Source organism: Maricurvus nonylphenolicus, from assembly GCF_042854845.1.
In the GTDB taxonomy this organism is placed as follows: Bacteria; Pseudomonadota; Gammaproteobacteria; order Pseudomonadales; family Cellvibrionaceae; genus Maricurvus; species Maricurvus nonylphenolicus.
In genome coordinates this window covers 635001-654175 of the sequence record NZ_AP031498.1, presented here as the reverse complement: position 1 = coordinate 654175, position 19175 = coordinate 635001, and the positions used below count along the sequence as shown (strand labels likewise).

Annotated in this window: 15 protein-coding genes and 2 rRNA genes (1 of these 17 only partly in view); 7 read left to right on the top strand and 10 right to left on the bottom strand. The window is 50.3% G+C overall.

Annotated elements, in window-relative coordinates:
* The first annotated feature begins 45 nt into the window (after window positions 1–45).
* The 3 genes from ACGHZ6_RS02830 to ACGHZ6_RS02820 are packed head-to-tail and all read left to right on the top strand — an operon-like array spanning window position 46 to window position 3804.
* Window positions 46–834, top strand: coding sequence for an enoyl-CoA hydratase/isomerase family protein (locus tag ACGHZ6_RS02830; RefSeq protein ID WP_390617270.1), 789 nt, complete (start codon window positions 46–48; stop codon window positions 832–834).
* A gap of 17 nt (window positions 835–851) precedes the next feature.
* Window positions 852–2864 carry an acetyl-CoA carboxylase biotin carboxylase subunit gene (locus ACGHZ6_RS02825; protein ID WP_390617269.1) on the top strand — a complete coding sequence of 671 codons (2013 nt, stop codon included), beginning with the start codon at window positions 852–854 and terminating at the stop codon, window positions 2862–2864.
* A 34-nt stretch (window positions 2865–2898) separates the two neighbouring features.
* Entirely contained in the window at window positions 2899–3804 is a 906-nt protein-coding gene (locus ACGHZ6_RS02820) for a hydroxymethylglutaryl-CoA lyase (RefSeq protein ID WP_390617268.1), read from the top strand.
* Window positions 3805–3839: 35 nt separating this feature from the next.
* On the opposite strand, the gene ACGHZ6_RS02815 is transcribed toward ACGHZ6_RS02820, so the two are convergent.
* The gene (locus ACGHZ6_RS02815; RefSeq protein WP_390617267.1) at window positions 3840–4865 is read right to left on the bottom strand and encodes an AraC family transcriptional regulator; all 1026 of its coding nucleotides are present in this window, start codon (window positions 4863–4865) and stop codon (window positions 3840–3842) included.
* Window positions 4866–5011: 146 nt separating this feature from the next.
* Here ACGHZ6_RS02815 and ACGHZ6_RS02810 point away from each other — a divergent pair, with 146 nt between their 5' ends.
* The gene (locus tag ACGHZ6_RS02810; RefSeq protein WP_390617266.1) at window positions 5012–6520 is read left to right on the top strand and encodes a flavin-containing monooxygenase; all 1509 of its coding nucleotides are present in this window, start codon (window positions 5012–5014) and stop codon (window positions 6518–6520) included.
* A 227-nt stretch (window positions 6521–6747) separates the two neighbouring features.
* Here the strand turns inward: ACGHZ6_RS02810 and ACGHZ6_RS02805 are convergent, their stop codons facing one another.
* The 6 genes from ACGHZ6_RS02805 to grxD form a co-directional block, all read right to left on the bottom strand.
* Window positions 6748–7524 (bottom strand): hypothetical protein, encoded by a 777-nt coding sequence (locus ACGHZ6_RS02805; protein WP_390617265.1) that lies wholly within the window; start codon window positions 7522–7524, stop codon window positions 6748–6750.
* 45 nt (window positions 7525–7569) lie between these two features.
* Window positions 7570–10209 (bottom strand): protein kinase domain-containing protein, encoded by a 2640-nt coding sequence (locus tag ACGHZ6_RS02800; RefSeq protein WP_390617264.1) that lies wholly within the window; start codon window positions 10207–10209, stop codon window positions 7570–7572.
* Between the two features lie 382 nt (window positions 10210–10591).
* Window positions 10592–11383, bottom strand: coding sequence for a PepSY domain-containing protein (locus ACGHZ6_RS02795; RefSeq protein ID WP_390617263.1), 792 nt, complete (start codon window positions 11381–11383; stop codon window positions 10592–10594).
* Window positions 11384–11392: 9 nt separating this feature from the next.
* On the bottom strand, window positions 11393–11920 hold the full coding sequence (locus ACGHZ6_RS02790) for an FMN-binding protein (protein WP_390617262.1): 528 nt from the start codon (window positions 11918–11920) through the stop codon (window positions 11393–11395).
* A 79-nt stretch (window positions 11921–11999) separates the two neighbouring features.
* Window positions 12000–13211: a porin gene (locus ACGHZ6_RS02785; RefSeq protein WP_390617261.1), complete on the bottom strand. Its 1212-nt coding sequence runs from the start codon at window positions 13209–13211 to the stop codon at window positions 12000–12002.
* 233 nt (window positions 13212–13444) lie between these two features.
* Window positions 13445–13771: a Grx4 family monothiol glutaredoxin gene (gene grxD / locus ACGHZ6_RS02780; RefSeq protein ID WP_390617260.1), complete on the bottom strand. Its 327-nt coding sequence runs from the start codon at window positions 13769–13771 to the stop codon at window positions 13445–13447.
* 330 nt (window positions 13772–14101) lie between these two features.
* Between grxD and ACGHZ6_RS02775 the strand changes: the two genes are divergently transcribed.
* The 3 genes from ACGHZ6_RS02775 (at window position 14102) to ACGHZ6_RS02765 (ending at window position 17372) form a co-directional block, all read left to right on the top strand.
* Window positions 14102–15271, top strand: a complete 1170-nt coding sequence (locus ACGHZ6_RS02775) for an acetylornithine transaminase (protein WP_390617259.1) — start codon at window positions 14102–14104, stop codon at window positions 15269–15271.
* A gap of 39 nt (window positions 15272–15310) precedes the next feature.
* Window positions 15311–16222: an ornithine carbamoyltransferase gene (gene argF, locus ACGHZ6_RS02770; RefSeq protein WP_390617258.1), complete on the top strand. Its 912-nt coding sequence runs from the start codon at window positions 15311–15313 to the stop codon at window positions 16220–16222.
* A 97-nt stretch (window positions 16223–16319) separates the two neighbouring features.
* Window positions 16320–17372, top strand: a complete 1053-nt coding sequence (locus tag ACGHZ6_RS02765) for an ABC transporter ATP-binding protein (protein ID WP_390617257.1) — start codon at window positions 16320–16322, stop codon at window positions 17370–17372.
* Window positions 17373–17377: 5 nt separating this feature from the next.
* Here ACGHZ6_RS02765 and ACGHZ6_RS02760 read toward each other — a convergent pair whose 3' ends face one another.
* From ACGHZ6_RS02760 to ACGHZ6_RS02750, 3 genes are all read right to left on the bottom strand, one after another.
* The gene (locus ACGHZ6_RS02760; protein WP_390617256.1) at window positions 17378–17941 is read right to left on the bottom strand and encodes a class I SAM-dependent methyltransferase; all 564 of its coding nucleotides are present in this window, start codon (window positions 17939–17941) and stop codon (window positions 17378–17380) included.
* A gap of 137 nt (window positions 17942–18078) precedes the next feature.
* Window positions 18079–18194: ribosomal RNA gene (rrf, locus tag ACGHZ6_RS02755) — 5S ribosomal RNA — on the bottom strand.
* Between the two features lie 215 nt (window positions 18195–18409).
* Window positions 18410–19175, bottom strand: a 23S ribosomal RNA gene (locus tag ACGHZ6_RS02750) (it continues 2115 nt past the right edge of the window).

Below are 19175 nucleotides of genomic sequence, written 5' to 3'. Positions count from 1 at the left end.
AGAGTGAACAAGAGTGAACAAGAGAGATAAAGAAAAGGTAGAGTTATGACAAACTCAACAGTCACACTTGATATCAGTGATCGCGGTGTTGCCACGGTCACTCTCAATAATCCCGACAAACACAATGCGTTTGACGATGAGATTATTGCGCAATTAACCGAAGCCTTTATTGCGGTCGAAAACAATTCGCAAGCCCGCGTTATGGTGTTAGCGTCGAAAGGTAAAAGCTTTTCCGCTGGGGCAGACCTCAACTGGATGAAGCGCATGGCCAGCTACACCTATGAGGAAAACCTGCGCGACTCTAATGCCTTGGCCACCATGCTGAAAACCTTGAATTTTTTAAGCAAGCCTACGATTGCCCGTGTGCAGGGTGCTGCCTTCGGAGGCGCCGTAGGCCTGGTCAGCTGTTGCGATATGGCCATTGCCAGTGAGCGAGCGACTTTCAGCTTGAGTGAAGTAAAAATTGGTTTAATGCCCGCCACCATCAGCCCTTATGTGGTTGCCGCAATCGGCCAACGCTTTGCCCGTCGTTATTTCAATACCGCTGAGCGCTTTAGTGCTGAAACGGCCGCGCAACTGGGCCTGGTCAGTGAAGTCGTTGTGGAAGATGCACTGGATCCCTGCATCGACATTTTGATCAAAGCATTACTGGCTAATAGCCCTGCCGCCATAAAAGCCTCCAAACAATTGATATTTGACGTTGCCGATCGCGAAGTTACCGACGAACTGATCGGCGAAACCAGCAAGCGCATTGCCGCCATTCGAGTATCTGAAGAAGGCCAGGAAGGTTTAACGGCCTTTTTGGAAAAGCGCCAACCCAGCTGGATTAATTGAGACCGCGAGAAAAGACAATGAAACGTTTTAATAAAATTCTTATTGCCAACCGCGGTGAAATTGCTTGCCGTGTGATTAAGACTGCCCGCAAAATGGGAATCCGCACGGTTGCCGTATACAGTGATGTCGATCGCGATGCCCTGCATGTGAATATGGCCGACGAAGCCGTACACATTGGCGCCGCCCCCTCTCGTGAATCCTATCTGGTTTACGAACGAGTCATCGCCGCCGCCAAACAAACCGGCGCCGAAGCCATTCACCCGGGCTACGGCTTCCTGTCGGAAAATTCCGAATTCTGTAATGCCTGTAAAGAAAACGATCTGGTTTTTATTGGCCCACCCGTCGGTGCCATTGAAGCCATGGGTTCCAAAGCGGCAGCCAAACAAATTATGGAAACCGCCGATGTGCCCCTGGTGCCCGGTTACCACGGCGACGACCAAAGCCGTGACGTTATCAAACAAGCCGCCGACGATATGGGCTACCCGGTATTGCTGAAAGCTGTCGCTGGTGGTGGCGGTAAAGGTATGCGCCAGGTGTGGAGTGAAGCAGAATTTGACGAGGCACTGAACGCCGCCAAACGTGAAGCCATGAACGGTTTTGGCAATGACGATATGCTGGTGGAAAAATATTTAACCCAGCCACGACACGTCGAGATTCAGGTTTTCTGCGACCAACACAGCAACGGCGTTTACCTGTTCGAGCGCGACTGCTCGGTACAGCGCCGCCACCAAAAAGTGATCGAAGAAGCCCCTGCACCAGGCATGACTGCAGAACTGCGTAAAGCGATGGGCGAAGCGGCTATTCGGGCCGCCAAAGCCATTAACTATGAAGGTGCGGGCACGGTAGAGTTTTTGCTCGACCAGGACGGCTCTTTCTACTTTATGGAAATGAATACCCGCTTACAGGTTGAGCACCCGGTAACAGAAATGATCACCGGTCAGGACCTGGTGGAATGGCAACTGCGCGTAGCCGCAGGCGAGCCCCTGCCGCTGACCCAAGAACAACTTTCCATAAGCGGCCACGCGTTTGAAGCGCGGGTATACGCCGAAGATCCGGAAAATGATTTCCTGCCCGCCACCGGCACCCTGTCTTTTTTACAGCCACCGGAAAGCAGCGAACATGTGCGTGTAGATACCGGTGTACGTCAGGGTGATGAAGTCAGCGTCTATTACGACCCCATGATAGCCAAACTGATCGTCTGGGATGAAAATCGCGATACGGCACTGCAACGCTTGGCCAAGGCCCTGAGTGAATACCGCATCAGCGGCATGACCACCAATATTGACTTCCTCTATAACCTGGCCAGCTGCACACCTTTCCGCGATGCACAATTGGATACCGGTTTTATTGAAAAGCACCACGCGGTAATTTTCCACGACAGCCAATACGAAGTCGAAAAAGATTTACCCCTGGCAGCCTTGTACCTGGTGTTAGAACAGGAAGCGGAAGCTCAGCAGAACGCACAGGCCAGCAATGATCCTACCTCCCCCTGGCACGCCACCAATGCCTGGCGCTTAAACGAAGCGCACCTGCACCGCTTTAGCCTGCAATTTCACGAACAGGAATACGAAGTCGCAGTAGAACAACTGGCAAGTGGTTCCGCCACCCGTTACGCCATTACCGTTAATGGCAAACGCATCCATGCACAGGGCAATATCGAAGGCAACATTCTGCACGCCAATCTCGATGGCTACCAGTTGCGTTCGACCGTCGCCGAACATGATGGCAGTTACAGCCTCTACACCCAGGACAGTGCTCTGACCTTTAGTCTGGTACAACCGGATCTGGGCGATCATGATGCGGGCGAAGGTGCCGGTGGACTTGCTGCCCCCATGAATGGCACCATGGTCACCCTGTTAGTTGAGGCCGGTAGTCACGTGAAAAAAGATGACGCCTTGCTGGTAATGGAAGCCATGAAAATGGAACATACTATTCGCGCACCGGCCGACGGCACCGTCAAAGCCTTTTACTATCAACCGGGCGATTTGGTTGACGGTGGCGCAGAACTACTCGATTTTGAATCGCAGTAATGCGCAAAAACGGAATAATATTTAAGAGTTTGATATGACATTTCCCACAGCAGTACGCATCGTAGAAGTCGGTCCACGGGATGGGCTGCAAAATGAAAAGCAACCGATTGAGCCCAGCGTTAAAGTTGAGCTTATCGAGCGATTGGTCGATGCCGGCTTAACCTATATCGAAGCCGGCAGTTTTGTCAGCCCTAAATGGGTACCACAAATGGCCGGCAGCGATGACGTGTTTGCTCAGGTTAAACGTAAGGATAATATTACCTACGCCGCCCTCACCCCCAATCTCAAAGGGTTTGAACGCGCAATTGAAGTTAACGCCAACGAGGTGGCTGTATTTACCGCCGCCTCGGAAGCGTTCAACCAGAAAAACACCAACTGCAGCATTGCAGACAGCCTGGAACGTATAGCACCCATGATTGCTGCGGCAAAGGCCAAGGGACTGCCAGTTCGCGGTTACGTTTCCTGTGTTGTGGGCTGCCCCTATGAAGGTGACATTAAGCCCGAGAAAGTAAAAGAAGTAGCCGTCAAACTGATAGAGATGGGCTGCTACGAGGTTTCACTGGGCGACACCATCGGCGTCGGCACCCCTGCAAGTGTGAAAGCCATGCTGAGCGCTTGCCTGGAAGCCATACCAGCAGACAAACTCGCCGTACACCTTCACGATACCTACGGTCAGGCACTTGCCAATATCTACGCAGCACTGGAAATGGGTATTGCCGTGGTCGACAGCTCCGTTGCTGGCCTGGGAGGCTGCCCTTATGCCAAGGGCGCTTCCGGCAATGTTGCCACCGAAGATGTGGTGTATATGTTAAATGGCCTGGGGATTGATAGCGGTGTGGATCTGGAAGCATTAATTCAGGCAGGTGATTTTATTTGCCAGCAATTAAACCGTGGCAACGGCTCCAAAGTGGCTAATGCTTTACTCGCCAAATGCCAATAAGATAAAACAACTTAAAACCATTGCCTGGTGCAACGCTATACGCCGCCAGGCATATCTTCCATATTGCGCTTGTAGACACCGGGTGCGATACCAAACCAGCGCTTAAACGCCCGCCTGAAATTGGCTTCGTCCGCATAGCCCAATAACACGGCGGTTACCTCTACTGTTAAACGCTCTTCGACAAGATACTTAATCGCTTCCTGCGACAGCCACTTATCCAATAATGCTTGATAAGACGTCCCCAACGCCTTTAAACGACGCTGCAAGGTTCGCCCCGACATGCCCAAGCTGTCAGCCACCGTATGAATATTGCAGAGCTGACCCGACATACGCATCAATTGATTGTTCACCGCCTCTATTGCATTGGAAGGAATATGACGCAGGCTATAGAGGGCGTTACAGCGCTCCAGAGCATCACTGTAAACCTCCTGGTTAGCGCCCAGCATCTTGATCTTCAAATCTTCTTTACTACAAACGAAACGGTTGGCCTCCTGTCCATATTCAATGCGACAGGGAATTATTCGCTCGTAAACCTGATAGTTTTCCGGCTTGGGACGTTTTAACTGTAAATAGAAATCACGCAGAGGCTCATCTGTTGCCGACATCAAGGTTATGGGGATGGTCGATAACATAAAATCCAAAGCCGCTTCCTGGAACTCCCCCATCTCCTCAAAGATCTCAACCTCTATCGCGGAATGATCCCCAAAGTCACGCTGATAAATACGACAAAAGGGGTTCCTCAGCGTCGAGAATTGAACCACCACGGCCATCGCGGCCTCAATATTCGGACTCGCACTGGCAGCAATGCCTACGGGGCCATGAATCGTTGGCGCCAGATTCGCAGCTGCTTTCAGAACAATCGCATCATCACCACTAATGGCGATGGCATTGGCAAGCAAGCGTTTATACTGCGCCACGGTTAAGCCCGTTATTGGCTGGGAGGCTTCATCCAGATCCAAACCGGTACCCACAAGCACGGCCCGTGAGTCTCCGTGGGAACGCCCCACCTCACCGGCCAGTACCCGTGCGTAGATAATTGGAACCAAAGCTGTATTCGTCATAGTACAACCTTAGTGATTTGTACTGCCCAAGCCAAGCCATTTGGCGTCATCTGCACCCCACCTGTCGCCTTTTGACCTTAATAAAATCTGGAAAAGCTCGGAAAATAGACTAAAAAATAATCACCCCTTATAGCCAAGGTGACAGTATGACCGCAGCAGAAAACTTTCCTCCACAGCGCAACCCCAAGGTAGTTGTGATCGGCGCCGGCATGACCGGTGTACTGATGACCATTAAACTACGCGAGGCTGGTATTACAGACGTCACCATACTCGAAAAGAAAGACCGCCTTGGCGGCACCTGGCGTGAAAACACCTATCCGGGCCTGGCCTGCGATATCCCGGCCCATATGTACACCTATTCATTTGAGCCCAATCCCAACTGGTCCCACCGTTTCGCCCATGGCCCGGAGATTCAGAAATACTTCGAACATGTTGGCCGCAAGTACGGTGTCACTGATCGCATCAGCTTCAATGAAGCCGTCACCAGCAGCACCTATAACGATGGCAAATGGACCGTTACCACGTCCAAGGGCAACACCTATATCGCGGACTTTGTGATTAACAGCACCGGTATTTTGCACCACCCCGCCAAACCCAACATTAAGGGCATTGAAAGCTTTGAAGGCAAAATGTTCCATACGGCAGAGTGGGATCACAGCGTCAGCCTGAAAGGCAAACGTGTTGGTATTATTGGCACGGGTTCAACCGCTGCTCAAGCCATCCCGGAAGTTGCCAAAGAGGCAGGCCACTTCTCGATTTTCCAGCGCACGGCCCAGTGGATTCTGCCTCTTGGCAACAAAGAATTCTCCGAAGAGTTTAAGCAAAAGTTGCGTGATAACCCCAACCGCTTACGCCGCCTGCGTTCAGCCTATGTCTGGGGCCTGCAACACCTAATGACCAAAGCCGTAACCGGTCACCAACCGCAACGAGCACTGTTCAGTGCCGCCTGCAAACTCAACCTGCGCTTTAGCATTAAAGATAAAGTGCTACGCAAAAAACTAACGCCGGATTACGCCGTAGGTTGTAAGCGTATTATCATCAACAAAACCTTCTACGATGCGGTACAACGCGATAACGTTGAGTTAGTAACTGACGGTATTACCGAAATCACCCCCAAGGGTATTCGCACCGCAGACGGTAAAGAACACGAGCTGGATGTACTGATTTTGTCCACCGGCTTCAAACCGTTTAACTTTATGCGCCCCATGGATATGCGCGGTAAAGACGGCTTACATATTGATGATGCATGGTCGAGAAAAATTCAAACCTACCGCTCACTGTTTATACCTGAGTTCCCTAACTCGTTCCTGATGCTGGGTCCTAACACCCCCATCGGCAACTACTCAGTTATCGCCATGAGCGAAGTACAGTGTGGCTATATCCTGAAAGTCATCAAGCGCTGGCAACGAGGTGAATTCGACGCAATCGAGCCCAAACCCGAAGCAGTAAAAGCCTTTAATGAATACGTTAAAGCCGGTATGGCTAACACCGTATGGGTAGGCGGCTGTAAGAGCTGGTACCTGGATGATGACGGCGATCCTATTCTGTGGCCCTACACCTGGAAACAATGGGAAAAAGAAATGGAAGAACCTGAAATGGGGGATTTTATTACTGAGAAGTTTCCGACAAAGATAGCTGAAGCCACAGCAGCCTAAATAAAAAAGCCAGCATTATGCTGGCTTTTTTATATGGCCTTTACCAAAAAATGAATAGTACACAATCGGCGGGATTAAGCTTGTGATGTGTCTATACCTTCCTGGACCTTCGGAGGCAGGACGCCGACGCAGAGCGGCCATGGATGGCGAACAGCGTGTCCAGGAAGGTATAGACACATCGCAAGCGCCACAATTTTGTTTAGAACGTCTTCCCGAAAAAACTGAAACTAATTAAGCAAACCATACACACCCAATGCATATGCACGGCGCTTACTTTCACCTAACAAATTATTAGGACGCAATACAGAACCTAATGCCGCATCATCATACTGATAGCGAACATTGCCGGTACCAGAATCAAAACTAACGGCGGTTTCCTGCGGGAAGTGGTAGGCAATTACATCGCCAGGTTCAACACCTACACTGACTTTAAACGGAACCTTTACTAATCCTGGCAAAGAAACATCCAGTAATGGGCTCTGCCAGATAACCACCAGCTTTTTGTCCACGGGACGCAACACTTTTACCGTCATTTTGGTGGGCCGTAAGAAATGGCCACCAACACCGGTTAGACTGCCAGCTTTGGGAATCGGGTGACCCAAGTCCACTAGCATTAAAGGTTTAACTTCCGACTCAGAGCGTTCAACCAACTCGCCGCCAACATAATCCAGCAAATTGCCTTCAACCAGGAAATCTTTTAAGCCGTCAATCTGCTGCTGCACAAAACCTCGGACCTGGCCGCGCAGAGTAGAAGACTCTGTGACTCGGGAAGCCTTTTCTGTTCCCAGAACACCAATCACACGATTGAGTTCAGCCACTTCACTTTGCAAGCGTTTTTCCTGGGCTTTTAAGCGATTGATTTCCGCACTGGCCACATCCAGTTCACGCTTAAGGTTTTGATTGGTTGTTTTTAACTGCTGAATATCGGGTGTGGTCTGGCAAGCGGTTAATAATCCCGCCATAACCAACACGCCAGAAAGCCCTAGACGTTTAGTATTTAACATTATTGTCATTTTCCCTATTGTCTTATCGATTCAGGATAAGACGCCTTAAAAACTGGCGTTATTTTTTACCTCAAAGGTCGTCGATGTCAGGCGCTTTTCCCCCAGCACCAAATCGATACTATAACCACCATCCCCAAAACCTTCTACCGGTCGCTCGATGCGAAAGAAGTGCACCCCATCTTGCCCCGAGATAATAACCGGTACCTGGGCAATTTGCAGACTGCGAGAGCCGTCAAATAAAATCGCCTGCACCACCGAACTGTCGGCGGCAAAGTTCTCAAACTGGAAGCCCACATGGATCACCCGATCCACCTGCAACGACGGCTGAGCCTGATCAACGATACTGGATAACGAGGAATTGCTAACCAGTATTTTGGGTACTCGGGGTTGGGTTGCTGCATAGGCTTCTGCAATGGCCTTATCAATATCCTGCTGCAGCGAGAGTAGTCTGGCACTCTGCGGGAACGCAGCTAATGACTCTGTAACCAAACGACTAGCGTGATCCAGCTCACCGTTCATCTGTACTGATTGCGCCACTGCGATTTGCTGCTGCTCAATGGCCTCTAGCTCACGCAGGGCTATAGGATGATTAGCACGCTGCGATAATACCTGGCGATACTGCTCGACCGCATTGCTTCCCACAGGGGCAATCAGTTTACCGGCTCGCTGGTACTTTTGAGCCAATGCCAGGGATTCATCCAAACGTTTTAACGTTTTCACATCCCGGGCGAACTGTTTCAGGGTTTTATCATTGGGTGATAACGCCAAACCTTTTTCCACAGCCCGTGCCGCCTTGCGCCACTGGCCCTGCTCCAACCACTTTTTAGCCACAGCACGGTAACGCTCTGTAACCTTGTTAATCCCTTTATTGAGTTCGGGGTTATTGGGTTCCAGCGCTTTGGCTTTCTGGAAAGCGGTAAACGCCTCGCTGAGCTTATCCGCCGCCAGGGCAGCCTGAGCCTCCTGCAACTGCCCCTGCATTTGCTGGGCTTTGTGCAGGCGTTTCTGCCAACGGCCAAAACGCGGATCCTGTGTTAGGCGTGGAAAGGCTTGCGATGCGGTATCCACTAATAACTGCGCGCGATCCACATCTCGTTGCTCTAATGCCTGGCCCACCTCGCGGCTAAAGAAATCACGCAAGGATTTTAAGCCTTCCCGCACATCTGCATTTTGTGGATGGCGCCCTAACAATTGGCGATAGTTATCTGCCAGCGCTGGCGCAAGGCTTAAATCATCGTTTAGTTGTTCTCGCTGTTGCGCCAATGCATCCAACTGAACTTCAAGAGTCGCTGCCTTTGCAGGAGGTGTTATAGCAGGCGCAGCACTCACTGCATCACTGTCTGATTGCGGTTGTTCTGCAACCGCCTGCTGAACCTCTGGCACTGACTTGTGCTCGGTCACAAGTGATGGATCTTGCGTTTCTGGTTCTGCTACAACCGCCGTGGCATTATCAAATGCCGTTTTAATGTCTTCGTTTGACGCAGCATTAACAGGCTTGAACTGCTGAGCATCCGACGGCGGTTTGTCTTGAACGATCTCTTTACGCAACTCAACGCTTGAATCTGCTGCCAACGATAAACGCGCGTGCTCGGGTAATTTCTGATGATATGCCACAGCCCCCACCACAGCCACGGCAACACCAGCAGCAGCTAACCAGGACCACAGTGGTGTCCGCCCATGCTCAATGATTGTATCAACACGGTCATTAAGATCTGCGGTAATGGCTTGGGTTTTATCTTTAACGACAACCTGGGTTGCCAGTTGGGTTTCGGTGTCAGCATCAACCGCAGGACTAGGCAAGGTGGTCGCACGCGTATCAATCGAGGGCTGGAAATGCTCTACCCGAACCTTGATGACCTCCGCCGCACTGGCCAGCTGATCTTCATCCAATGCATCCAGAGCCGCAATTAACTCATTGCCACTCTGGTAGCGATGATCCGGGTCTTTGGATAAACAGGTATTAATTAACGGCTGAAATACCTGCAATTCCTGCGGCAACCGTGGGATAGGTTCTGAAACATGCTTGATACCGATGGCTACTGCAGAGTCAGCATCAAACGGCACTTCGCCAGCAAGTAACAGGTACAACACAACACCAAGGCTGTAGAGGTCTGCGCGACCATCGACGGCTTTGCCGCGAGCCTGCTCAGGGCTCATATAATGAGGTGTGCCAATCGCCGTCCCGGTTTGGGTCATGCCCATACTGACTTCAGTCGGCCGGGCAATACCGAAGTCCATCAACAGTGCCCTGCCGTCTTCGGCATGCAGCATGATATTTTCCGGCTTCACATCCCGGTGCACATAGCCTTTCTTACCGGCAAAATCCAAGGCCAGAGCAATATCTTTAACCGCTTGTATGCGCTGTGGTAAATCGAGCTGATGTCGTGCCTGTTTTAAATCCTGCCCGGGCACATACTCCATAGATAGGTAGTAGTGATCATCGGCTACGCCCACATCGTATACGGTGACGATATTGGGGTGGACCAAACGACTGACGATTTTGGCTTCGCGAATAAAGCGTTCGGTAAAACCTTCATCCACAGCCATGGCAGGTGATAGCACCTTGAGAGCAACATCACGCTCAAAACTTTCCTGAATGGCCAGGTACACAGCAGCCATCCCCCCCTGGCCTAACAGGCGGGTAATACGGTAGCCGGGAATATTTAATGAGGTGGTATCAACCATAATCTCAGGTTTAATTTCTGGATAGCATCTTGATAGGACCTATCAGACCTTTATCTCCTGCTTATCGACTAATCCTTCAGTGGCTTTATAGTGCAGTGAATTGACTGCACATTTAGTTATTAGGAACGACAAAAAGTACTGGAAAATCAATAACCTATTATTAAAACGAATAAGTTCATCAAGGGTTTACAAAGACTTCTTTTATGCCGTTCTTTGACAGTTTAGTCAACTGCCGCAAAAGGTACGAAAATGGTAATTTTGGGCGCCATAAGCTGCTATAAAAGTGAAAGAGACCACTATTTAAGCGCCAACTGCGAAAGCGGCCCCTATTATTGTTCAGCAAATTCAGGAGGATTAACGGTCGCTCGATGCGACTAATGGGTCAGCGTCTGCGGCCTTGATACCAGAGGGTAAAACCAGAGATAGATAACAAGATCAAACCAATGGCAGCCAAGTCCATCAGCGCCACACCGAAGCCGCTCAAAATTCGACCACTGTGCATATCAAGCATCACTCGCTCCCAACTGATAGCTTCACCCTGATACTGCTCAACTAACGCCTTGCGGATGGTTTCTGGCGATGTCACAGACTGACTCCAGTCACTTTCGCCCTTATCCACAGGACGCCAGGCAAGCTGATCCACATCGCCAATATAACGTTGGGCGCCAGCTTCAAAACACAGGGATTCGCCACAGCGGCCAATACGAGTCAGCGATGTTGGCAACTGATAAACACTGCCGATACGCTCAACAATCTCACCATCGTCAGTCATCAGTATCAGCTCGTCACCACAACCCGCGATCCACAAGCCGGTTATAGAAACGACACCGGCAAAATGACCGCGGCAGTAAGCCAGCTCATCACTATTAAGGTACAGGTAATCACCACCAAGGTGACTGAGATACTGCTCACCAAAGGCATAGGAAGTGATTTCCGGGGCTTCAACGCCATAGAGGGATAGCAACCACTGGTTACGCAACGGGGATTCATCGAGCTTTAGGGCTTCGGTGTGATTGAGTGCGATGCCGGTCACGGAAAGCACTAGCACCAAAATGGCCGCAACCAATCCCAGGCGTCTATGCCAGCGCCATAGAAATGCCCTGACTTGCTGCCGACGTCTGCGTTTCTGTTTGGCTTTTTGATCTGGCGGAGAAGTTGGCTGCTGGGCGTTCACGGTGCTCTATTACTTACCAAAAGGTGTTTGCTGGTGGCAGAAAAGCGCTAGTGTAGCGATTTTCTTTAAGGCACGCACGGACAGCGTCGCCCCGGTAATACCGTCGATATGGCTATCGAGTTTTACACGCTCTTCTTTCTGCTCAAGCTTTACACCAATAAACTGCTTGGTAAAAAAGGGATAACGCACTTCACCACCACGGCTTTCGCGGTATTCCATAATGTGAACCTGATCGATACTGTCACCATCCACAACAACGCCAACGGTGATGGGCAGCTCTTTACCAATCTCTTCAAAAATCCAGGCCGTGCGGTTTTCATGGCCCCAATAGCGAATACGTAAACCTCTCACCGAGTGGTTAAGGATCTTTTCCATATCGACTCTCAGGGTTTTGTTGACCCACAAAGCCTGCCACTTCATTTCCTGGTTAGGAAAGGCAAGTTGATGGAAATCTTCGGTGGTTAGGAATTTGCCCCGTTGCGCCAAGGCATCGAAGGACATCAAACCTATCCATATCAATAAAATCAGTTTTTTCATTTTTTACTTCTACAAACGCACAAAAGGGGCGAGTGATTCGCCCCTTTTGTTTCTATGTTTAATCGTATTAACGACTAACTTAGAAAGACCAACCTACACCCAGGTTGAAGGAATCGTCTTCGGCTCCATCAACAGAGTCGGTAACATCAGCCTTCAGGACAACATTCGGGTGCAGCCAGTAGTTAACACCGTACTGCCATGCTTCGTTGTCCTCAGAGGAGGAATCGCCCGCTGTGTTGTTGTACTCGTAGTAACGAACAAAAGCACCCAGCTTCTCGGTCAGCTTGTAAGAAGGCTCAATGAACCAACCTTCCTGCGAGTCAGCACCTAAAGCTTCGAAGTAATCACCTTCGATATCCCACTCAGCCCACAGAGCGCGCAGACCAAAGTTGCCAGCGTTGTAAGATGCGTGCACTTCGGTCAGTAAAGCATCAGCGTCATCGCTTAAAATACCCTGAGTCACATCTTGCTGATGCTGTAAGGTCAGACCCAGCTCCAGACCAGCAATGCCAGTGTACTTCAGGCGACCGGTGAATGCCCAATCTTCTGCAACAGCCTCAGAGTTACCCTGGCGGCCATCACGTACTTTGAATTTACCCGCATCAGTGTCGATTTTCAGACCACTGTGAACAGAAGCGTTATAGCTCAGACCAGGAACAACTTCACCGTGCAGCTGAACACCGGCTTCCCACCAGGTCGCAGGAATGATGTTTTTCTCAACTGGGTTACGCTCGGTACCGTAGAAAGTATCTGGCTCATGCGTTTCGTTCAGGATACCTACAGGGATCAGGAACTGACCGAACTGTACGCTGTGCTTCTCAGCGTAATCCCACTCAATGTAGGCCTGCTCCAGTTCAACTTTACCTTCTTTACCGGTGTGAGCGTGCTCAACTTCCAGCTCAGAGAAGAAACGCAGGTCATCACGGAACTGGTGACCGAAGAACAATACGAAACGGTGCGCATCAATCTGGTCATCGCCGTCTCTGTGGTTGAAGTGGTGCTCACCGTAACCACCGATAGAAGTCTTCTCAGCCCAGGAAGCCAGTGTAGCCAGCTTGCTGTTGCTAGCCAGAACAGCACCTTGCTCAACTGCATCAGCAGTAGCAGCAACTTTTACTTCGGTTTCTTCGATTTTGGTTTCAGCTTGGTTCAGCTGAGACTTCAGGTTTTTGATTTCAGCTTGCTGCTGCTGAATCAATTTCCACATCTCTTCCATGGATGGGGTTTCAGCCGCTTGCGCGGATACAGTAGCCAGACCGATAGCGGCGGCCAAGAAGGATTTTTTCAACATTTTTTATCTTCCCCAAGATATATATGTGCAAAATAGCGCGCAAATTCTAATAGAAGTGATAGTTGTTATCAATAGCAACTAAGAACACTTTAGATTTGCAGGTGCCACTTTATCCGTATAGACGAAATTATGCGCACTATGGGGGGGTTATAGAATGGGTTGTTTGGATAGATACAAAAAAGCCCTGCAGAGTGCAGGGCTTTTTTAGAAGGGGCAAAGCGCTTGGGGCAGCTTTATTCGGCGCTATCAGCAGCCGCTTCGTCGAGGATAGTCTTCAACTCACCCTTCTCATGCATTTCGGTGACGATGTCGCAGCCACCAATCAGCTCGCCTTTAACCCACAGCTGTGGGAAGGTTGGCCAGTTAGCGTAAGTTGGCAGGTTGGAGCGAATGTCCGGGTTAGACAGGACATCTACATAAGCGAAACGCTGGCCACAGGCCATAATGGCTTGGGAGGTACGCATGGAAAAACCACACTGCGGGGCATTGGGAGAACCCTTCATATACAGAATGATGTCGTTCTCTTCGATTTGCTTTTTGATGGTTTCCATAATATCCATGGGGACATCTAACCTCTAACTTTCTCACGGTGGCAGGTCTGGGCCTATGCATATGAAGGGGCCCATATAATGAAAAACCCAGTAATTCGCTGGGTTATTTAGGCGCTATTTTAACCTAATCCTGCCGCCCCTGTAATACCCCTAAGGGAAAACACCCCAAAATACTCCGCAAGCCCCGTACTATGCGGATTTACAAGCCGCTGATTGTCTTATACTATCTCCCGTCTTCCAGGCAGCACGCGCTGCCTGTTTTTGTTTTTGAAAGCTACATAACGGGTCAGCGACATACGCCTTATGAGCTGATCCACTAACTCGGTTGGAGTAACGACAATGAGCACCCAGGCACTGATGAATACCTACGGCGAGAGAGCTATCACCCTTGTGAAGGGTGAAGGCATGCACCTGTGGGACGATCAGGGCCGACGCTACCTCGATGCACTCAGCGGTATTGCCGTTTGCGCACTGGGCCATTGCCACCCGGCTTTCACTCAGGCGATTACCGAGCAGGCCCAAACCCTGGTGCATGTGTCCAACCTCTACAATATCCAACCGCAGGAAAAGCTGGCCGAGCAACTGTGCTCACAATCCGGTATGGAGAAGGTGTTTTTCTCCAACTCCGGTGCAGAGGCTAATGAAGCGGCGATTAAGATTGCTCGCAAGTACGGCAATGAGAAGGGCATCGATTGCCCAACGATTATTACCATGAACGGCAGCTTCCACGGGCGTACCATGGCCACCCTGTCGGCAACTGGTAACCCGAAAGTTCAGCAGGGCTTTGAGCCGCTGGTCAGTGGTTTTGTTAATGCGCCTTACAATGATGTAGAGGCGGTGAAAGCACTTGCTGAGCAGAACAACAATATCGTTGCTATTCTGGTCGAACCCGTACAAGGTGAGGGCGGTGTAAACGTGCCTGCTGGCGACTACTTAAACCAGCTGCGCGACATCTGCGATCAAAACGACTGGCTGTTAATGCTGGATGAGATTCAGACAGGCAATGGCCGTACAGGTAAGTACTTTGCTTTCCAACACAATGGCATTAAGCCTGATGTGGTGACGACGGCTAAAGGTTTGGGGAACGGTTTACCCATTGGCGCCTGCCTGGCGCAGGGTAAAGCCGCCGAAATTCTGCAACCTGGTAATCATGGCTCAACCTTTGGCGGCAACCCCTTGGCCTGTCACGGCGCCAGCGCCGTCGTAGAAACTCTGGTAAACGACAAGCTGATTGAAAATGCAGAAGCGCAGGGCCAATACTTGCTGAAATCATTTGGTGAAGCTCTGCAGGGTAACGGTAAAGTTGTTGATATCCGTGGCTTGGGCCTAATGGTAGGCATTCAGCTCAATCAGGATTGTCCACAGCTGGTAGCGAAAGCTATGGAAGCAGGATTACTGCTGAATGTCACCGCAGGCAATACCATTCGATTGCTACCACCACTGATTTTGTCGCAAGCCGATGCTGACAACATCGTCGAAAAAGTTATTGCTCTGATCAACGCGTTATAATTAAGGCTTAAGCCTTTTAGCCACACACGGTAAACAATTATGGCTGTTAGACACTTTTTAACTCTTCTCGATTTATCACAAGACGAACTGCGCCAGGTTATCGACCGCGCGATCGAGATGAAAGCCCAACATAAACAGGGCACCGCAGGCGAACCGTTCAAAAATAAAGTACTGGGGATGATTTTTGAAAAATCATCTACCCGTACCCGTGTATCCTTTGAAGCCGGTATGGCTCAGCTGGGTGGCAGCGCACTATTCCTGTCTCCACGCGATACCCAATTGGGTCGCGGTGAGCCGATTGAAGATTCTGCCCGCGTGTTATCGCGCATGGTGGATATCATGATGATCCGTACCTTTGAGCACGACAAGATTGAGCGCTTTGCTCAGTACTCCAGGGTGCCAGTTATTAATGCCCTGACCGATGATTATCACCCCTGTCAGCTGCTGGCCGATATTCAAACCTACAAGGAACAGCGTGGCGATCCCCAGGGCAAGGTCGTAACCTGGGTAGGTGATGGCAACAATATGTGTCACTCCTATATTAACGCTGCACGCCAGTGTGATTTTGAATTACGCATTGCCTGCCCGGAAGGTTTTGATCCAGCACCTGAGTTAGTTGAGGCCAATAAGGATCGTGTAACCATCCTGCGCAACCCAACTGACGCCGTAAAAGGCAGTGACTGGGTTGTAACTGACGTCTGGGCCTCTATGGGGCAGGAAGAAGAGCAGAAAGAACGCGAGCAAAAATTTGCTGGTTACCAGGTTGATCACGAGATGATGAGCCACGCCAATAGCGATGCCATCTTTATGCACTGCTTGCCGGCTCACCGAGGCGAAGAAGTCAGCGCCGATCTATTGGAAGACGACAAAATTTCTGTGGTTTGGGATGAAGCGGAAAACCGTCTGCATGCACAAAAAGCGCTTATCGAATTCCTGCTTCTGAATAACTAAGAAAAGGGGTCTGGCCCTGCGGGTACCCACAACACTTCGTGGGGCAGTCTCTCAGGCCCCATTTAGAACTCCCCCTCAATAGCAAAGAGAAGTACCTATGGATCATCTGCTACAACTCGACAACATCAGCTGTTGTTACGATGATCACACCGTGGTGGAAAACTTCTCTCTCAAAATTACCAAAGGCGATATCTGCTGCCTTCTCGGCCCCAGTGGCTGCGGCAAAACGACGGTCCTTCGCGCTATAGCAGGCTTCCAACCGCTTGCCCAAGGTAGCATCTCACTAGCCGATGAGATTATCTCCACGCGTAAACACATGCTGCCGCCAGAGAAGCGTAAGATCGGCATGGTGTTTCAGGACTACGCCCTATTCCCTCACCTAAGCGTCTGCGACAACATTACCTTTGGCTTACAGCACTACTCAACGCAGGACAAAGAACGGATCTGTCGCGAAATGCTGGCTCTGGTAAAACTCGAAGGACTCGGTGATCGCTTTCCTCACGAGCTTTCTGGTGGTCAACAGCAGCGTATTGCACTGGCTCGGGCACTGGCTCCTCAACCACAACTACTGTTGATGGATGAGCCCTTTTCCAGCCTTGATGTCGATCTGCGTCGCAGCCTGGCAGTGGAAGTCCGCGAAATTCTTAAAAGTCTAAACATTACCGCCATTATGGTGACCCACGATCAGGAAGAGGCCTTTGCCTTCGCCGATAAGATTGGCGTGGTTTACCAAGGTAATATTCAGCAGTGGGCTGCCCCGTTTGATTTATACCATGAACCCAGTACACGCTTTGTCGCGGATTTTGTCGGCCAAGGTGTGTTTCTGCCCGGCCATGCGGTGGATACAAATACTGTGGCTACAGAGCTTGGGTTAATCAGCGGTAACCGTTGCTACGATTGGTTGCCTGATGCGCCTGTTGAAGTGCTACTGCGTCCAGATGATGTAATACACAGTGAAGATAGCATTAAAAAGGGCGAGGTGGTTAATAAAGTCTTTGCTGGCACCTCTACCCTTTACACCCTTAAATTACCAACTGGTAGTCTGGTAGCTTCTGCCTTCCCCAGCCATCATGATTATCAAATAGGTGATCAAGTGGGAATCGACATCGAAGCCGACCATTTGATTGCGTTTAAAGTCGACGAGCGCTAACAGCGCTATCCCTTCCGCTGAAAAAGGTAGTCATCCATAAAATCGCCACTGCGATTAGCGGATTGATACAACTCACACGCCAAACGCTCATCCACATTTTTAAATTCTTCCGGTGTCAAACAAAAACGTTTAGAAAAACCTTTGTGCTTATGATGGTCGAGATTAAATGTTGAGATAGCCAACAACCCGCCCGGTAAAAGTAAATCCGTTAACGCCTTTAACAAAGCAACCGGCGGTTTAAAGTGAGTCATCACAATAGCATCGAACTTTCCCAAATCGGATAGCGCCTCACGTTCATCAAAGTCGATACAAACTGTTTCTACCCGTAATCCACTTTGCACGGAAAACGTTTGTAACCGTTCCAATGCCACATCAGAGATATCTGCAGCTACCAGTTCAGCGCCCCGCTCAGCAAGGTAGAGCGCCGCTGCGCCATCACCACTGGCGATATCTAAAACGCGACCACGGGTCAATACAGAAGCCTTGTCGACAATAAAGCCGGGAGGGTTTGGCTGAGCGAGTGGTTTATTAGAAAAGCGCTGGTTCCAGCGCTGCTTATCTTCTTGCATAGGATAGGTGATGCCTGAAATGGTTAGTTAGGCGTATCTTAGCATGTGCGTTGAATGGGGTCTGACCCCGCCGTTACCATTTCTTTCAGGCAAAGAAAAAGCCCAGCCGGATAACCGACTGGGCTTTTAATTTAAGAGGCTGACGATGACCTACTCTCACATGGGGAAGCCCCACACTACCATCGGCGCTAAATCGTTTCACTACTGAGTTCGGGATGGGATCAGGTGGTTCCAATTCGCTATGGTCGTCAGCCAAACTGGTTTGGATTGGGTTGTAGTCTTATGGCTTATCTGAAGCCTGCTATTGCCAAGTCCAAATAGGGTGGCGGATTGTAAAGTTTTTGTTCGTAAATTATCTACTGCTGTCTTCTGTATTTCAGACTGTGCATATCTTTCTTTGACTTACCTATCCGGATCGCGTTGATGTCGTTTCTCTTTTAACAAGAGTACATCAATCGATTCAGTTATATGGTCAAGCCTCACGGGCAATTAGTACTGGTTAGCTCAACGCCTCACAACGCTTCCACACCCAGCCTATCAACGTCGTAGTCTTCAACGGCCCTTTAGAGGACTTAAAGTCCTAGGGAAAACTCATCTTGAAGGAGGCTTCCCGCTTAGATGCTTTCAGCGGTTATCCCGTCCGAACGTAGCTACCGGGCAATGCGATTGGCATCACAACCCGAACACCAGTGGTTCGTCCACTCCGGTCCTCTCGTACTAGGAGCAGCTCTTCTCAATTTTCCAACGCCCACGGCAGATAGGGACCGAACTGTCTCACGACGTTCTAAACCCAGCTCGCGTACCACTTTAAATGGCGAACAGCCATACCCTTGGGACCGGCTTCAGCCCCAGGATGTGATGAGCCGACATCGAGGTGCCAAACACCGCCGTCGATGTGAACTCTTGGGCGGTATCAGCCTGTTATCCCCGGAGTACCTTTTATCCGTTGAGCGACGGCCCTTCCATACAGAACCGCCGGATCACTATGACCTACTTTCGTACCTGCTCGACTTGTCAGTCTCGCAGTCAAGCACCCTTATGCCATTGCACTCATTGCATGATTTCCGACCATGCTGAGGGTACCTTCGTGCTCCTCCGTTACTCTTTGGGAGGAGACCGCCCCAGTCAAACTACCCACCATACACTGTCCTCGATCCGGATAACGGACCTGAGTTAGAACCCCAAACATACCAGGCTGGTATTTCAAGGACGGCTCCACGCTAACTGGCGTTAA

Bases quoted from the DNA above. Each gene is read 5' to 3' on its own strand.
- ACGHZ6_RS02830 (WP_390617270.1), top strand. From the start codon at position 46: ATGACAAACTCAACAGTCACACTTGATATCAGTGATCGCGGTGTTGCC.
- ACGHZ6_RS02825 (WP_390617269.1), top strand. From the start codon at position 852: ATGAAACGTTTTAATAAAATTCTTATTGCCAACCGCGGTGAAATTGCT.
- ACGHZ6_RS02820 (WP_390617268.1), top strand. From the start codon at position 2,899: ATGACATTTCCCACAGCAGTACGCATCGTAGAAGTCGGTCCACGGGAT.
- ACGHZ6_RS02815 (WP_390617267.1), bottom strand. From the start codon at position 4,865: ATGACGAATACAGCTTTGGTTCCAATTATCTACGCACGGGTACTGGCC.
- ACGHZ6_RS02810 (WP_390617266.1), top strand. From the start codon at position 5,012: ATGACCGCAGCAGAAAACTTTCCTCCACAGCGCAACCCCAAGGTAGTT.
- ACGHZ6_RS02805 (WP_390617265.1), bottom strand. From the start codon at position 7,524: ATGTTAAATACTAAACGTCTAGGGCTTTCTGGCGTGTTGGTTATGGCG.
- ACGHZ6_RS02800 (WP_390617264.1), bottom strand. From the start codon at position 10,209: ATGGTTGATACCACCTCATTAAATATTCCCGGCTACCGTATTACCCGC.
- ACGHZ6_RS02790 (WP_390617262.1), bottom strand. From the start codon at position 11,920: ATGAAAAAACTGATTTTATTGATATGGATAGGTTTGATGTCCTTCGAT.
- ACGHZ6_RS02785 (WP_390617261.1), bottom strand. From the start codon at position 13,211: ATGTTGAAAAAATCCTTCTTGGCCGCCGCTATCGGTCTGGCTACTGTA.
- grxD (WP_390617260.1), bottom strand. From the start codon at position 13,771: ATGGATATTATGGAAACCATCAAAAAGCAAATCGAAGAGAACGACATC.
- ACGHZ6_RS02775 (WP_390617259.1), top strand. From the start codon at position 14,102: ATGAGCACCCAGGCACTGATGAATACCTACGGCGAGAGAGCTATCACC.
- argF (WP_390617258.1), top strand. From the start codon at position 15,311: ATGGCTGTTAGACACTTTTTAACTCTTCTCGATTTATCACAAGACGAA.
- ACGHZ6_RS02765 (WP_390617257.1), top strand. From the start codon at position 16,320: ATGGATCATCTGCTACAACTCGACAACATCAGCTGTTGTTACGATGAT.
- ACGHZ6_RS02760 (WP_390617256.1), bottom strand. From the start codon at position 17,941: ATGCAAGAAGATAAGCAGCGCTGGAACCAGCGCTTTTCTAATAAACCA.